The 15,670-nt window shown below is 60.8% G+C and carries 11 protein-coding genes and 1 tRNA gene; 8 read left to right on the top strand and 4 right to left on the bottom strand.

The annotated features are described in order from the left end of the window. Positions 1 to 81 precede the first annotated feature (81 nt). Both AN401_RS14495 and AN401_RS14490 read left to right on the top strand, forming a co-directional pair. On the top strand, positions 82 to 1,965 hold the full coding sequence (locus AN401_RS14495) for a transglycosylase SLT domain-containing protein (protein WP_232513326.1): 1,884 nt from the start codon (positions 82 to 84) through the stop codon (positions 1,963 to 1,965). Then, on the top strand, positions 1,955 to 2,767 hold the full coding sequence (locus tag AN401_RS14490) for an NAD(P)-binding domain-containing protein (RefSeq protein ID WP_094039314.1): 813 nt from the start codon (positions 1,955 to 1,957) through the stop codon (positions 2,765 to 2,767). The genes AN401_RS14495 and AN401_RS14490 overlap by 11 nt, the downstream gene beginning before the upstream one ends. Here the strand turns inward: AN401_RS14490 and yjjX are convergent. Beyond that, on the bottom strand, positions 2,733 to 3,272 hold the full coding sequence (gene yjjX, locus AN401_RS14485; RefSeq protein WP_094039315.1) for an inosine/xanthosine triphosphatase: 540 nt from the start codon (positions 3,270 to 3,272) through the stop codon (positions 2,733 to 2,735). The two genes, AN401_RS14490 and yjjX, sit on opposite strands and share 35 nt — an antisense overlap. An 87-nt stretch (positions 3,273 to 3,359) precedes the next feature. Between yjjX and yciA the strand changes: the two genes are divergently transcribed. Then, positions 3,360 to 3,791: an acyl-CoA thioester hydrolase YciA gene (gene yciA, locus AN401_RS14480; RefSeq protein ID WP_094039316.1), complete on the top strand. Its 432-nt coding sequence runs from the start codon at positions 3,360 to 3,362 to the stop codon at positions 3,789 to 3,791. 107 nt (positions 3,792 to 3,898) lie between these two features. Here the strand turns inward: yciA and AN401_RS14475 are convergent, their stop codons facing one another. Both AN401_RS14475 and gloB read right to left on the bottom strand, forming a co-directional pair. Next, positions 3,899 to 5,143: a LysM peptidoglycan-binding domain-containing protein gene (locus tag AN401_RS14475; RefSeq protein WP_232513325.1), complete on the bottom strand. Its 1,245-nt coding sequence runs from the start codon at positions 5,141 to 5,143 to the stop codon at positions 3,899 to 3,901. A gap of 225 nt (positions 5,144 to 5,368) precedes the next feature. Then, positions 5,369 to 6,139: a hydroxyacylglutathione hydrolase gene (gene gloB, locus AN401_RS14470; RefSeq protein WP_094039318.1), complete on the bottom strand. Its 771-nt coding sequence runs from the start codon at positions 6,137 to 6,139 to the stop codon at positions 5,369 to 5,371. Positions 6,140 to 6,185: 46 nt separating this feature from the next. Here gloB and AN401_RS14465 point away from each other — a divergent pair, with 46 nt between their 5' ends. Beyond that, positions 6,186 to 6,902, top strand: coding sequence for a class I SAM-dependent methyltransferase (locus tag AN401_RS14465; protein WP_094039319.1), 717 nt, complete (start codon positions 6,186 to 6,188; stop codon positions 6,900 to 6,902). Here AN401_RS14465 and rnhA read toward each other — a convergent pair. Further along, the gene (rnhA, locus tag AN401_RS14460; protein ID WP_094039320.1) at positions 6,890 to 7,351 is read right to left on the bottom strand and encodes a ribonuclease HI; all 462 of its coding nucleotides are present in this window, start codon (positions 7,349 to 7,351) and stop codon (positions 6,890 to 6,892) included. The two genes, AN401_RS14465 and rnhA, sit on opposite strands and share 13 nt — an antisense overlap. A gap of 132 nt (positions 7,352 to 7,483) precedes the next feature. On the opposite strand from rnhA, the gene dnaQ reads away from it, so the two are divergent. From dnaQ to hhe, 4 genes are all read left to right on the top strand, one after another. Then, a complete protein-coding gene (gene dnaQ, locus AN401_RS14455) occupies positions 7,484 to 8,221 on the top strand; it encodes a DNA polymerase III subunit epsilon (RefSeq protein ID WP_094039321.1) in 738 nt (245 codons plus the stop codon). Further along, a complete protein-coding gene (locus AN401_RS14450) occupies positions 8,218 to 9,348 on the top strand; it encodes a hypothetical protein (RefSeq protein ID WP_094039322.1) in 1,131 nt (376 codons plus the stop codon). Before dnaQ ends, AN401_RS14450 begins: the two co-directional genes overlap by 4 nt. 151 nt (positions 9,349 to 9,499) lie before the next feature. Further along, a tRNA-Asp gene (locus AN401_RS14445) sits at positions 9,500 to 9,576 on the top strand. Between the two features lie 502 nt (positions 9,577 to 10,078). Continuing rightward, on the top strand, positions 10,079 to 15,580 hold the full coding sequence (hhe, locus tag AN401_RS14440) for a DUF4011 domain-containing anti-phage protein Hhe (RefSeq protein ID WP_232513324.1): 5,502 nt from the start codon (positions 10,079 to 10,081) through the stop codon (positions 15,578 to 15,580). The last annotated feature ends 90 nt before the right edge of the window (positions 15,581 to 15,670 follow it).

Below are 15,670 nucleotides of genomic sequence, written 5' to 3'. Positions count from 1 at the left end.
GCAGCCCTCCCCGTATTCCTTAGGATAGCGCTATCTTATTAGAAGAGGGGTGGAGCCGTGAAAAGCTGGGTTGGAGTTGGATTGCTGCTATTGAGCCTGGGGAGCCTGGCCGAGGCCTCACCGTTGCGCGAGCGCTATCAGCAGGCCGAGCAGGCGTTGAAAAAGAACGAGGTCTCCCGCTACCAGCAATTGCGCCAGGGGCTGGATGCCTACCCTCTCACCATCAACCTCGATTACCAGTACCTGGCCGATCGCATCACCCAGCTGAGCACGGCCCAGATCCGCGACTTTATGGCCCGTTACCCCGACTCCCAACAGGCGGATCGGCTCGAACGGCAGTACCTGTTCCGCCTGGCCCGGGAACAGCGCTGGCAGGAGTTTCTGGCCTTCTATCCCCAGTTGCCCAACAGCGTCGAGCTGCAGTGCGCCCACTACCAGGCCAAGTGGGCGACCGGCGATCGGGCCACCGCCATCGCCGGGGCGGAGCGGCTGTGGCTGCATGGCCAGTCCCGGCCCGGTATCTGCGATCCCCTGTTCGAAACCTGGCGCAGTGTTGGCGGGCGCAACGACGAGCACATCTGGCAGCGCATGCTGCTGGCCTACGAAAGCGGCCAGGAGGGGCTGATCGCCTTCCTGAGCCGTCTGCTGAGCCCTTCGGTCCGCCCCGCGGGGGAACTGCTGCAATCTCTTCACCAGAACCCGCGACAGCTGGACCGGCCCGAACGTATCCAGGCCCCCTCGGCGCGGCACAAGGCCGCGGTGGCCATGGCCCTGGCCCGGCTGGCGGACTCGGAGCCCGAACTGGTGATGAGCCTCTATCCCAAGTATCAGCGCAGCCACCATATCGACAAAGCCCAGATGGCGGTGGTGGAACGGGCCCTGGCCCGCCGGCTGATGTTCAACCGTACCCGGGACTATCGCAGCTGGCTCGACAGCCGGCTGCCGGAGGTGGGGGACGCCGAGCTGTTCGAGCTGCGGGCCCGCCTGGCGATCTGGGAGCAGGACTGGCCTCACCTGGTCGGCTGGATCGACCGGCTGCCGGCCGAAGCCCGGCAGGACAGCCGCTGGCTGTATTGGCGTGGCCGTGCCCTGGCGGCCCAGAACAAGGCGGCGGAAGCGGACGCGGCCTGGCAGAAGGCGGCCCAGTCCCGGGATTATTACGGTTTTCTGGCGGCCCAGCAGAGCCGGCGCGACTACGCCCTGCAGAAGAAGCCGCTGGCGCCGGCGCCGTCCTGGAGCCAGGCCAGCCGGCAATGGCCGGCCCTGCTGCGGGTCGAGGAATGGCTGGCCCTGGGCGACAGAACCGCCGCTCGCGGCGAGTGGCATCATCTGCTGGGCAAGGTCGACGAAGCGGCCGGGGTCGCCCTGGGCAGCCTGGCCCTGAGCCGGGGCTGGTACGACAAGTCGATCACGGCCAGCATCCGGGTGCAGGCCTGGGATCACCTGGATCTGCGCTTCCCGGTGGTATACCGGGACATCTTCCAGCGCCAGGCCCGGCGCCTGGGGGTGGACGAGGCGACCCTGTTCGCCATCGCCCGCCAGGAAAGCGCCTTCTATGAGCTGGCCCGCTCCCCGGTGGGGGCCGGCGGCCTGATGCAGCTGATGCCGGCCACCGCCAGGGAGACCGCCCGCAAGCACGGCATCACCCAGTTCCGCCACCCCGCGGACGTCTATCGGCCCGAGGTGAACGTGCAGCTCGGCTCCAGCTATTTCAAGGAGTTGCTGGAGCGTTACAACCATAACCGGATCCCGGCCATCGCCGCCTACAATGCCGGCCCCGGCCGGATCAGCCGCTGGCTGAGCGAGAGCGGCAGCCGGCCGCTGGATGTGTGGGTGGAGAACATTCCCTACCGGGAAACCCGGGGCTATGTGCAGAACGTGCTGGCCTTTTCGGTGATTTACCAGGATATGCTCGGCCAGCCCAAGACCTTCCTCAAACCGGCGGAACTCGCCTATGTCTACTGAGCCGAGCGTCGCCATCCTCGGCCTGGGCTGGCTGGGCGAGCCCTTGGCCGTCACCCTGGCCGGCCTGGGCTACCGGGTGGCCGGCACCACCACCGATGCAGCCAAGGCCGAGCGGCTGCGGCAAGCCGGCATCGAGGCCGCGCTTTGGAACATCAATGATCCCCTGCCGCCGGCCTGGCCGACGGCGCTTGCCGCCGATACCCTGGTGTTGTGCGTGCCGCCGGGCAAGGTGTCCGACTATGCCGCCACCCTGGGGCGGGTGACGGCGTTGGCGGCCAGGGCAGGGGTGCGCCGCCTGCTCTTTACCAGCGCCACCTCTGTCTATGGCGGCACCGGCGTCAAGACCGAGGCCGATACCGGGCCGGATTCCGAGCGCGGCGAGCGCATGCTGGCGGCGGAACTAAGGGTGCGCGCGAGCGGCATCCCCCGGGTGCTCTGCCTGCGGCTGTCGGGCCTGGTGGGCGGCAGCCGCGAGCCGGGGCGTTTTCTCGCTGGCCGCCGCTTCGAGGGCGGCGAGGAGCCGGTCAACCTGGTGGCGCTGGAGGATCTGCTGCGCTTTATTCCCGCCATACTGGCGCGGGAAGACTGGCCGGAAACCCTGAACGTCAGCGCCCCCCATCATCCCCGCCGGCAGGATTTCTACCGCCAGGCGGCCGAGCTGCGGGGCCTGCCGCCGCCGGACTTCGACGGCGGCGGCGAAGGCAAGAGCATCGACGGCGGCGCCCTCTGCCGCTGGCTGGGCCTCGACTACGAGGTGACGGACTGGTTCAGCTGGCTGGCTGAGCGTAAGGCGCGGGGCTGATCAACGGCGCCAGGGCCAGGATCAGGGCGTCCCGGTAGACGCTGCGCCTGTCCAGCAGGTTGCCGGTCAGCACGCCGATGGCGCCGCCCTGCTGCTTGCAGTTGGTTAAATTGAACAGGCGATCCATGGCCTGGCCCAGTTCCTCCCCCTGAGACAGGGCGCTGGCCACGAATGGCGGCAGGGTCAGGCTGGCGCTGCGGGCGGCGTTGTCCAGCCCGGGGCCCAGCACCTGCAGCCAGGCGAAGGTGAGCAAGCGTTCTCCCCGCCGTTCGACGCCCCCTTCCATTCCTATCCACAGCTCCGCGTCGGGGCGGCATGCCCGTGCCGCCAGCGCCCGGTTGCGGGCGCCGGTCAGGGTTTCCTCGTCGCTCATGGGCTGACTGGCCACGCCCGAGGGCACGGCCAGGCCATGCAGGCTGATGGCCCGCTCGGGAAACAGCAGCTCGAGCGCCTGGCGGGCGGCCGCTATCTTGGCCGGGTTGAGGGAAGCGACGATGACGTTCATGGGCAACCTTTGGTGTGGACAATTGCGGGTACAGGTCAGGCTGATTATTATGCCAGTTTACTTGCCAGATTGGAGCAATTGACGGAAATGAGTGAAGAGCTGAGCCCGAGGGGCGAGCTGTTGCTGCGCACCATGGCCATGCCGGCGGACACCAATGCCAACGGCGACATCTTCGGTGGCTGGATCATGTCCCAGATGGATTTGGGCGGCAGCCTGCTGGCCAACGAGATCGCCCTGGGGCGGGTGTGCACGGTGGCGGTGAACGAGATGACCTTCACCCGTCCGGTGCAGGTGGGCGATGTGGTGTGCTGCTATGGCGAGCTGCTGAAGCAGGGCCGCAGCTCCATGACCATCAGGGTGGAAGTCTGGGTCAAGCCGGTGCTGGTGCCGGAAAGCGGCCCCCGCTACCGGGTGGCCGGGGCCCAGTTCGTCTACGTGGCCATCGACGGGGACGGGCGCCCCCGTGCGGTGTCGCAACCGGCACTGGGCGGAACGGGAACGGCTGCCGGGGGAGCATGACCGCGGCGGCCTCCGGCCAGGCCCCCTGGCGGCGGTGCTCCGGCTGGGAGAAGAACATTAAAAAGGGAGCCTCAAGGCTCCCTTATGGTCATACTGACGCCTGAATCTCAGCCCGAGTTGACCGAAACGATCAGGGTCTGGCCGGCGCGCAGGCTGTGCTTGTCGTTCAGGCGGTTCCAGCGCAGCAGATCGTTGATGCTCACGCTGAAACGGCTGGCGATGGCCGACAGCGAATCACCCGCCTTGACCAGGTAGACGCCATCGGAAGGCGCCGGCTGGGCGGCCCGGGCGGCGGAGGGCAGCATCAGGGTCTGTCCCACCCGGATGGTATTGCCGCTCAGGTTGTTCGCCTGCCGGATGGCCTCTATGCTGGTGCCGTGGCGGCGGGCGATGGCGCCCAAGCTGTCGCCGCCCCTGACCTGGTAGCGCTGGAACTCCCGGCGCTCCTGCTGGGGCAGATCGGCCATGGCCAGCTCGAAGCCCTGGGCATGGTTGACCGGCACCAGGATCTCCGCATTGCGGGCGGGCGAGGTGGCGGCCTTCTTGAAGCCGGGGTTCAGGGCCTTGAGCTGGTTGCGGTTCATCCCGGCCAGGTCGGCGGCCATGTTCAGATCCACCTGACCTTCCACTTCTACCACCGCCAGCTGGGGACGGTTGGGGACTGCCGGCACGTCCATGCCGTAGTGGCTCTGGTGCTTCAGGATATCGGCCAGGGCCAGCAGCTTGGGCACGTAGTTCTGGGTTTCCTTGGGCAGGGACAGGGACCAGTAGTCGGTCGGCTTGCCCTGCCGGCGGTTGGCCTTGATCGCCTGCTGCACCCGTCCTTCGCCCGAGTTGTAGGCGGCCAGCGCGTGCAGCCAGTCACCATCGAAGAAACCGTGCAGGTATTCCAGATAGTCGAGCGCCGCCCGGGTCGAGGCCATGACATCGTAACGGCCGTCATACCAGCTGTCGTAATGCAGGCCGAAGTTCTTGCCGGTGCCCTGCAGCATCTGCCACAGGCCGGCCGCGTGTCCGCGGGAATAGGCCTTGGGATCGAAGGTGCTTTCCACCACCGGCAGCAGTACCAGTTCCATCGGCATGTTCCGCTTCTCTATCTCTTCCTTGATGAGATAGAGAAAAGGTCTGGCGCGTTCGGATACGGAACGCATGTATGCCGGGTGTTTCAGGTACCAGTTGCGCTGGGCGACCACCCTGGGGTGATCCAGCGGCATTTCGAGCTGCATCTGTTCGGCCAGTTCGAGCCACAGATTTTGCTGCTGGGCAGCCGTCTGCTGGCGGAACTGCCGATTGCTCGACGAGTGGGCGACGGTGCGGTAAGTGCCGCCGTCGGCGGATGCTTTGCTTTGCACCCTGAGCGACGAGTACGCCGCCGATTTCGGGTAGAGCTGGCTGTGTGTTGCCTGCCCTCCAGCTGTTTCCTGATGGCCATAGGGATGCCGCGCCGAATCGGCCGGCATCGCCTGGCAGCCCGCCAGGAGCAAGGCACTGGATATAATACAGAGTCTTCTCATGGTGTCTGCGTCTCACAAAAACGGCGGCCAGTGTATGCTTTGTGAGCAGTTTAATCAAGTTCGTTAAAAATCGTCCTTCCAGCGGCGAAGTGCGGCGAACACCTCGGCGTCTTCATTTAACTCCGCCATGGCATGGTGCCGGGCCGCGGCGCGAACCCCCGCCAGATGGGGGCGGAGGAAGACGTTGACGGCCTTTTCCAGGCCGATGGAGCTGGGCAGGGTAGGGATCCCCTGCTGGCGCAATTTGGCCACTTTTTGCAGATATTTTTTTAATTCGGGGTTGTTTGGCTCCACAGCGTGGCAAAAAGCCAGGTTGGCCTGGGTGTACTCGTGGGTGCAGTAGACCCGGGTTTCGTCGGGCAGGGCGGCCAGGCGGGAAAGGGACTGGTGCATCTGCTGCGGGCTGCCTTCGAACAGCCGGCCGCAGCCCCCCGAGAACAGGGTGTCGCCGCAGAACAGCAGCCCCTGGCCATGATAGGCGATATGGCCCAGGGTATGGCCGGGCACGGCCATCACCGCAAGTTCGAGCCCCAGCTCGGCCAGTTGGACCCTGTCGCCTTCCTGCAGGGCCGAGCCCCCGGGGGCCGGCATCGGCTCGGCGGCGGGGGCGTAGAGGCGGGCCTCGGGCCACCGGGCGAGCAGGGCCTTTACGCCACCGGTGTGATCCCGGTGATGGTGGGTGATGAGGATGGCGTCCAGGGTCAGGCCGCGCTCCGCCAGGGTCCGCTCGACCGGGGTGGCGTCGCCCGGATCCACCACGGCCGCGTGATCGCCATTGCTTATCAGCCAGATGTAGTTATCGTTAAAGGCGGGGATGGGACTAATGTTGAGCATGATGTGTCCTCGAGGTCGTGTTGTGCATTAGCTTATCAGAGGCGCCATGAAATCAGCCAGTACACCGCAGGTTCCTGACAGTTGGCGGCGATTGCCGCGCGGCGGCCAGCTTGCCGAGCAGTTGCAGCAGCGCCTGGACGAGTGGGCGCCGGGCCTGTTCGGTTTCAACCTGCTCAAGATCGACGCCCTGGGGGCCGCCCTGTCGTTGGACAAGAGCCGGATCCGCCAGTCGGTGGTCATGGGGCAGCGTCCCTTCGAGGGCATGGATCTGCTGGCGGACGCCACCGCCATGCCTTTTGCTCCCGGCAGCCTGGACGCCTGCCTGCTGGCCCACGTGCTCGATTACAGCGACCATCCCCATGCCATCCTGCGTGAAACGGAAATCGCCCTGCGCGATGATGGCTGGCTGATCCTGACCGGCTTCAACCCCTACAGCAGCGCCGGCCTGGCCTGTGCCCTGCCGGCCCTGCGCCGCCGCCTGCCGTCCTGGCACCGGATGCTGGCACCGGGACGGCTGGAGGACTGGCTCAAGTTGCTGGGATTCGAGGTGGTGGCGCGGGATTACCTGGGGTTCACCCGCGTCATGCAGTTTGCGTTACCCGGCCAGTGGCGCGGCCGGCTCTGTCCGCGGTTCTGTCCGTCGCTGGCGGCGGTCTATGTCCTGCTGGCCCGCAAGCGGCGTTTTCCGCTGACCCCGGTGCGGGAGCTCAAGCCGGTGCGCAGTGCCCTGACCCAGCCGGGCATGGCCCGTCAGCGCGAGTAGCCGGTGTCTTCATTGACGGCCTGGTGCAGGGCGGCTTCCCTGGCCAGCTCGTCGCAACGTTCGTTTTCCGGGTGGCCGGAATGTCCCTTGACCCAGTGCCAGCTTACCCGGTGCCGCTGGCACAGCTCGTCGAGCTGCTGCCACAGATCCGCGTTTTTCACCGGCGTCCTGGCGGCGGTCTTCCAGTTGTTGCGCTTCCAGCCCTTGATCCACTGGGTGATGCCCTGGCGCACGTACTGGCTGTCGGTGGTCAGTTCGACCTCGCAGTCGTGGCTGAGGGCGGCCAGGCCGGCGATGGCCGCCATCAGCTCCATGCGGTTGTTGGTGGTCAGACGGAAGCCCCGGCTCAGCTCCTTGCGGTGCTGCTTGTAGAGCAGCACGGCGCCATAACCGCCCGGGCCCGGATTGCCGAGGCAGGAGCCATCGGTATAAAGCTGGATCTGTTTCATGGGTGTTCATGTCTGGAAAATTGAAGGCGAAGTCTGCCACAGGGGCGGGGTCCGGGCCAGTGCCACCGCCCCGGTAGCGCGAGCGGGCCCGGTTATTTATACTGGCGGCCGTATTGTGCGGAGGAAACAGCGATGAGCCAGCAAGGCCACCAGCGGCAAATTGTCCTGGATACGGAAACCACCGGTATGAACATGGGCGCCGGGCCCCACTATCTCGGGCACAGGGTGATCGAAATCGGCGCGGTGGAGGTGGTCAACCGGCGCCTGACCGGCCGGCATTTCCATGTCTATCTCAAGCCGGATCGCAAGGTGGACGAGGAAGCCATCCAGGTGCATGGCATCACCGACGAGTTTCTGGCGGACAAACCGCTCTTTACCGCCAAGGTGGGCGAATTCCTCGCCTTTATCGCCGGGGCCGAGCTGGTGGCCCACAACGCGCCCTTCGACGTCGGCTTTCTCGACTACGAAATGGAGCTGATGGGGCGGCCGGAGCGGATGGCCCAGTTGTGCAAGGTCACCGATACCCTGGCCCTGGCGCGGCAACTGTTTCCCGGCAAGCGCAACAACCTGGATGTGCTCTGCGACCGCTACGGCATAGACAACAGCCACCGCACCCTGCACGGGGCCTTGCTCGATGCCGAGATCCTGGCCGATGTCTACCTGCTGATGACCGGCGGCCAGACCAAGCTGAACCTGCAGAGCGACACCGGCTCGCAGGAGGACAGCGGCCGTCAGGGAATACGGCGCCTGAGTGCCGAACGTCCGGCGCTCAGGGTGATCCGGGCCGGCGAACAGGAATTGCAGGCCCACGAGGCCAGGCTGGATCTGGTGATGAAGAAGGGGGGCAGTTGCCTATGGCGGGGAGAATGAGCCGGCTGTGGCTAGTGGCGCTGCTGGCGCCCGTCCTGGCCAAGGCCGCGGAACAGGAGAGCCGCTGGCTGAGCAATACCTTTCGCATCGACCCCTCCATTTCCGCCGTGACCTTGTTTATCGAGCGGGAAGATGACAGCACCCCCGTGGTGCTGATCCGTCCCGACGGCAGCAAGTATTACTACCAGCGTCATCCGGACACCATCAGTTGGGCGTCCACCGCCAGCCGCGACATCATCACCCTGTGGCAACCCGAACCCGGACCCTGGCAGGCCACCGGCAGGATCAGCGCGGAACGGGGGCTTTCCCTGGTGAGCCCGTTCCGCCTGCAACTGGCCCCCTTGCCCGCGCGCCTCTACCGGCAGGAAATCATCAAGCTCGACGCCGAACTCAGCCACGAGGGGACCCGGCTGGACGCGGCCTACTACCTCGAGGGACTGTCCCTGACCGCGCAACTGGTCGGCCGGCGCGATGCCGATACGGATCCCTTTGCCCTGGCTCCCCGGGTGATCGGCGTTTTTGCCGACGATGGCACCGGCCTGGATGCCTATCCCGGCGATGGCCGGCTGACGGCCGAAGTCCTGGTCGATGCGCTGCCGGGGCCGTACCTGTTTCAGGCGCAGACCACCAACCAGGTACTGGCGCGTACCCACGAGCAGGAGCTGCTGGTGTACCCCACGCCCCTGAGCCTGCGGATGACCACGCCGAACGAGGACGGGAGCTGGCAGATGCTGCTGGAGGTGGACAGCGAACTGCAACCCGACAGCCTGGTGGTAACGGGAACACTGACCAACCCGCTGGAGCAAAGCATCGCCGTGTCTGGTAGCGGACGGGTGATCGAACTGCCGCCGGCCGTGCAGCCCGGCAACTACCGCTGGCAGGGGCGAGCCTTCGCCACCACCCGGGAAGGGCGGGAGGTCCAGTTCCAGCTGCCGGAGCAGGTGATACGGGTCAGCCCCCCGCTCGCCGCGACCACTCCGGCGGCTCCCCCCTCGTTCTGGCTTTCCTGGCCGGTGCTGGGCGGGATCTCGGCGGCCGTGTCCGCGCTGCTGCTGGTGGCCATCTGGCGCTGGCGTCGCAAAGCCCGCGGCAGGAAAGTGTCGGGGAAGAAGGCCGCCGGGGGCTGAGCCTGGCGACCGGCGCGGAGGGAAAAAACCGTTCCGCTCCCGGTTCGGTTTAAAAAGTGTTCGAACGGTCGCAATGCAGCACTTTGCGCTTGACCCCGGCACTCGCCGAAACTATGATGCCTCCCGCCTGAAGCAAGCAGTATCAGGCCTCGGAGCGGTAGTTCAGTTGGTTAGAATACCGGCCTGTCACGCCGGGGGTCGCGGGTTCGAGCCCCGTCCGCTCCGCCAGATTAAAGCAAAAAGCCACCTCAGGGTGGCTTTTTGCTTTTATGTCCTCAGTGAAATTACACTTCATCAACCTGTCAAACCATTCCTCGTGACCCAGCCCCTGTTTAGACCCGATGTCAAAATGGATCTTCAGTGGAGTCACCTTTCTTTTTGGTGCCCAGCTCTGCAGCTCTGTAGGTGGTTGACTGAATTACTAAATCGCAGCCCAGCATCACCATTTTGCGATATATGCTGGTATAGTCTTTAGTTCTTGTACATGGCCATGTAAATAACTGTTCCGAATGGTAGATCACTACCGGCAGCGACTGGGTTCCGCTAAGCAAACCCTCCGCGGCGGAGCCCCCAGGGATGGGGTCATGGCGTGTCTGCGTGCGGGGACCGGTCGATGTAGCACTATTAGGATCAGTTATTTAGCTTGCAGTAACCAACAGTCAGCAAGGCGTATACCCAGCCATCGAGGAGATGGTTGCCTGCCGTGGCAAGCGGGCCCGGTGAACTACTTATGGTAGAGCAGATGACAACGACTCAATTCGAAAAATTTGCACAACAAGTTGATCCCTTCATCCTCGAATCTCTCGAGAATATGCGTAGGAAGTTGCTTGATCTGACTAGCAGGAACCGGCTGCTCAACTTTCCGATTGATCAGAAAAATCTAAAAAGTAGTTCGTTGCGTATTGTCAACGAGCTTCCGGACCAACTCTACCAAACCTTGCTCAGTGAGCAGGAAATGCAGTTTGTTGCTGTGCCTGACCCGAAGCGCAAGCAGCTTATCGCTCAGGGCTATCTGGGGATTGAAGAAGACGGCAGCGAGAAACGACTGAAGCCCGATCCCAGTGCGCGAGAGTGGGCCAGAGTCCTGGGGATCGATAACAGTTATGAACTGCCCAAGGCTGACCCGGAGCATACCAAGCCTGAGCATTGTGACAATGACATTCAGGTGCTGTTGTTTCCCAATGAGATGGAAGCCCGGTTGCGGGGTATCCGTAACAAGGCACAGACTGCGATTGAAGAAACCGGGGCTGGGATCCTCTATTTGGCGCTGGGATTTCTCGAGTGGTTTGAGTCTCCCATCTCAGACAAAAGCAGACTAGCACCGTTATTTACCGTTCCGGTCATGTTAGAGCGAGGCAAACTGGATGCCGCCGCGGGGGTGTACCGGTACCAGATAAAATACACGGGTGAGGATATCATCCCTAACCTGTCGCTCAGGGTTAAACTGCTCAACGATTTTGGTATCGAACTGCCGGAGCTGGAAGAGGATATGCTGCCCGAGCAGTATTTTTCCAAGGTTGAAGCCATCATCGCTCAATCCCAGCCCCGGTGGTCACTCAAGCGCTATGCATCCTTGGCCCTGCTCAACTTTGGCAAGATGCTGATGTATCTGGACCTTGATCCGGCGCGTTGGCCACTGGATAACTGCAATATCACTAAGCACCCGGTAGTGACTCGCTTCTTTACCAGTAAGGAGTCGGACGAAAACGGCGGTGACGGAACGGGTCTTGAGCATAAGATAGATGAGCTTGATGATATCCATCAGCGTTTTCCGCTCATTGATGATGCGGATAGCTCCCAGCACAGTGCCCTTATTGATGCGGTAGATGGCCATAACCTGGTCATTGAAGGCCCGCCGGGCACCGGAAAATCACAGACCATTACCAACCTGATTGCTGCCGCCATGCTGAGCGGTAAAAGAGTGCTCTTTGTTGCCGAAAAGCTGGCGGCTCTAGAAGTGGTCAAGCGGCGGCTCGACAAGGCCGGATTAGGCGATTTTTGCCTTGAGCTGCACAGTCACAAGTCGCAGAAGCGAAAAGTACTGGATGAGATAAACTCCCGAATCGTTGGTCAGTCAAAGCTGCAAAGTATCCAGAAAATCGATGCCGAAGTGGCCCGTTATGAAGAGCTGAAAGAGCAGCTGAATGACTATGCCAAAGAGATAAACGGGGTCTGGGGAGCAACAGGTAAAAGCATACATGACATTTTCAGTGGTGCTTCACGCTATCGTCGTAAGTTGACTATCGACCCTACTCGCTTACATGTAACCGGCCTGTCCGGGGCAGACCTTGATGAGGTTAAACTGCTCAGGCTGCGTGATCAGATCAAGGCATTCAAAGGCATTTATGCTGAAGTTCGTCAGCAGATTGGCGATGATGCGGCCATATACGATCACCCTTGGAGCGGTGTAACCAATACCGATATTCAGATCTTTGACAGTGAACGAATAGTCCTGTTGTTAAGCGGCTGGCAGCAGTCACTTGATCAGTTGCTTAATGCCACGGAAGAAATGCTCTCGAACTGGCGGCTTGATCCGGAAGAGCTCAAGACGTTGTCACAGCTTGCCAGCCTGAGCCAGGACTCTGCTCAGTTGCCGGAGTTGAATGGTCAGGAGCACTTCCCTGTCTTGAGTCAGTTGAGTCAAGAAACTATCGATGAAATTGACCGCTATGTGAACGACTTTATCGCCCTTCAGCAGTTGTATGAGGTGCTGGGAACGGAGCTGGTCCGGGAAAAACTCCCCCTGCTTGAGAGCGGCGAGGTGCCACCGGAATTTTCAAATCCTGTCGTCTGCTTTGGATCATCAGATCAGTTATTGCTGTCGGATGTTGTCAGGTCCGTGCTCAACCTGAGCAAAGTCTCAGAAAAACTGTCTGCGCTTGTCGTTAATCAACAAGAGTTAAAAGTGGCACTACCGGAGCCGCTTGCAGCCCTGATGACCAACAGCAAGCAGGGGCTGTCAGCCTTTGTCGAACTGATTGAGCTGGTGGCCGAGCTCCCGGTTGAGTTGGTGAGGTTACGGACAAGTTGTTTTGATGATGATGAACTGGATGCGGCTCTTGCTGATTTGAAGCAACAGTTGCAGGAGCTTTTGCCACTGCGAAACACACTGCAAAACACCTATCGCCTGGATGCACTGCTGTCTCATGAAGACTTGCTCCACATGCAACAGCAGTTTGCTAATGCAGGCATGTTCAAATGGTTCAGTAGTGATTGGCGTGCTGCCCGTAAATCTCTTAAAAACATGGCAAAGAGCCCTGACATTAAGGTAACGGAACTGGCCGGGCAACTGGACACGCTGATCGACTATTCCGAGCGGGTAGGGCGCTTGGAAGAATGTCATTTCAGCAAGTTCCTTGGGGAGCACTACGCCAGTCTGGACACAGATATTGAGTCATTACTGGCACTTAGAGCCTGGTATCGCCGGGTTCGGGAGACTTATGGCGTTGGCTTTGGTGCAAGAGTGACAGCCGGCAGTGCGTTGCTCGACCTTGACGCTCAATTAATCAAGGGCATCCAGCAACTCCATAAACAAAATATGGTTACTTCTGTTCGTGACACCATGACGGGATTCGAACAGATTTTAAGGTTCTATCCCAAGCTGCAGCAGTCATTTAGTGAACAGGAGCCGTTGACAGGTGCAGCGGGTCAGGTTGAACAGATCATTATGTCTCTTTCCTCCGTGCTCGAGACGATCCAGGCCTGGTTTGTGAAGCAGGATATTTCTTTGCTGGAGCTGGGGCAAAGAGTGTCACACCTTGAGCAGTTAGCCGGATTGCAGCAGCAACTGAGCCATAACCCGGTCGTCGCCAGTCTGTTTGGTGATGTTGCGCCATTGAACTGGGGGCTGGACAAAGATAACCAGGCTGCCCTAAACACCATTCGAAGTACACTGACCTTTGCCAGAAAACTGGAGCAGCTTTCGGTGATGTCGCTGGCACATACCATTACCCAGATGCAATCAGCCGAACAGTTTCAGCAGTTGCGGCGGGAGGCTCTCAAGTATCAGCAGCAATGGCGGCAGCAGGAAGCCAGCTATAACGCTTATGCAGAAGCCACTCAGCTTGATAAACATCTCTGGCTGGCGTCCACCGACTGTACCATCTCCGGAATTACTCAACGTAATGACAGAGCCATCTCCAACCCTCGCTGGCTGAACGGTTGGGTTAACTTTGTACGCTCAGAGCAAGAAATGTCCGCTAACGGTCTGGAGAAAATCTGGAAGGAAGTCATGGCGGGCAATCTCTCCGTTGATCAGGTTGATGAAGGCTTGTCACTGGCCATCTATGACCAGCTGGCCAGAGAGGTCATTGCAGCCAAGCCTCACCTGGCGCGTATCTCTGGCCTTAGCAAGAATCAGGATCAAAAAACATTCCGCCATTACGACAAGGAGCTGCAAACGCTGCAGCGCAAGCGTATTGCCAGTATTGTCGCCCAGAGAAAGGTATCGGACGGCGTGTCTGGTGGCCGCAAGTCGGAATACACCGAGCTGGCACTGATAAAGCACGAGCTGGGCAAGAAAACCCGGCATATCCCCATACGCCAGTTGATCAACCGTGCCGGCAGGGCCCTGCAGGAACTCAAGCCTTGCTTTATGATGGGACCCATGTCTGCGGCTCACTACCTGCAGCCGGGTGAAATCCATTTTGATCTGGTGGTAATGGATGAGGCCTCTCAGGTCAAGCCTGAAGACGCGCTGGGTGTTATTACTCGAGGTAGTCAGTTGGTGGTGGTGGGGGATCCCAAACAGTTACCGCCCACCAGCTTTTTCGACCGTTCCGACATGTCGGGTGAAGATGAGGATGTGGCAGCCGTGGTGCAGACCGACAGTATTCTGGATGCCGCCTTGCCGCTGTTTCCCATGCGCCGGTTACGCTGGCACTATCGCTCACAACATGAGCACCTGATTGCTTACTCCAACCGACACTTTTACGACAGTGATCTGGTGGTGTTCCCGTCGCCTCATGCCCAGTCGGGCGAGTTTGGTATCAAGTTTACCCATGTAAAACAGGGGCGATTTGTAAATCAGCACAACATAGAAGAAGCAAGAGTTGTGGCCGAAGCCGTGGCCCGCCATGCCGTTCGCAATGCTCAAGAATCACTGGGCATTGTTGCCATGAACTCAAAGCAGCGCGAACAGATAGAAAGAGCAGTGGATGAGCTTTGCAAAACACGGCCGGAGCTCAGCAACGCCATCGATGCCCTGCGCAATCAGGAGGATGGCCTCTTCATCAAGAACTTGGAAAACGTTCAGGGGGATGAACGGGATGTTATTTTTATTTCCTTTACCTATGGCCCTGCCGAAGTTGGAGGCCGGGTATATCAGCGCTTTGGGCCCATTAACTCCGATGTTGGCTGGCGTCGCCTGAACGTATTGTTCACCCGTTCTAAAAAGCGCATGCATGTGTTCAGCTCCATGAAGTCCGAAGACATTCTGGTGAGTGAAACAACCAAAAGTGGTGTGCGAGCCTTGCGTGGCTTCCTGCATTTTGCCGAAAGGGGCAACATGGATGGCATCAGTTACGCTACCGGCAAGGCACCGGACAGTGATTTCGAAATTGCGGTCATGGAGGCACTGCAGGCTGCCGGCTTCCATTGTGATCCTCAGGTTGGCGTGGCAGGTTTCTTCGTCGATATTGCGGTCAGGGATCCGGGTAATCCGGGGCGCTACCTGATGGGCATTGAATGCGATGGCGCTACCTATCACTCGGCAAAATCGGCCAGAGACAGAGACCGCCTTCGCCAGGAGGTTCTGGAGCGATTAGGCTGGCGCATTCGACGCATCTGGTCCACCGACTGGTTCAGTAATCCGGATGGGGAGTTGGACCCGATTATTCGAGAGCTGGATCAGCTGAAAACAGCCACCACACAGCAGCCTTTTGCCGAAGAAGCGATAGCAGATGAGGTGGATGAGCAGCACGAACCAGTTGTTCAGAGTGAAGGTCCGCAAGGGTTTGATTCAGGAGGTGAGCCTCTAACCGTGCGCCTTAAACGCTTTGCCGAGCAGGTGATTGAAGTGGCGTTCCCCGATACACCAGCCGAGCGGCGGCTGCTGCGCCCAGCCATGATAGAAGCGCTGGCCGAGCATCAGCCCTACTCGCGTTCCGAGTTTGTGGAGATGATCCCCAAGTATCTGCGTGACGCCACTGAGCCCAGGGAAGCGCATCGTTTCCTCGACCGTATTCTGGAGATCCTGGAAGGTAATGAAGTAAACACTGAAGTATTGCGCTAAACCCTCATCATGGGTCTGAACTGGCAGGCCCGTGATAATGCTCAGCATGCTTTGACCTTCACCGACGAAGCGGATAACTTACCCATAGGC

It is taken from the genome of Zobellella denitrificans (genome assembly GCF_002407485.1).
GTDB classification, from domain to species: domain Bacteria; phylum Pseudomonadota; class Gammaproteobacteria; order Enterobacterales; family Aeromonadaceae; genus Oceanimonas; species Oceanimonas denitrificans.
Note: the sequence above shows the minus strand (reverse complement) of the source record. Positions and strands in the feature narration are given on the sequence as shown.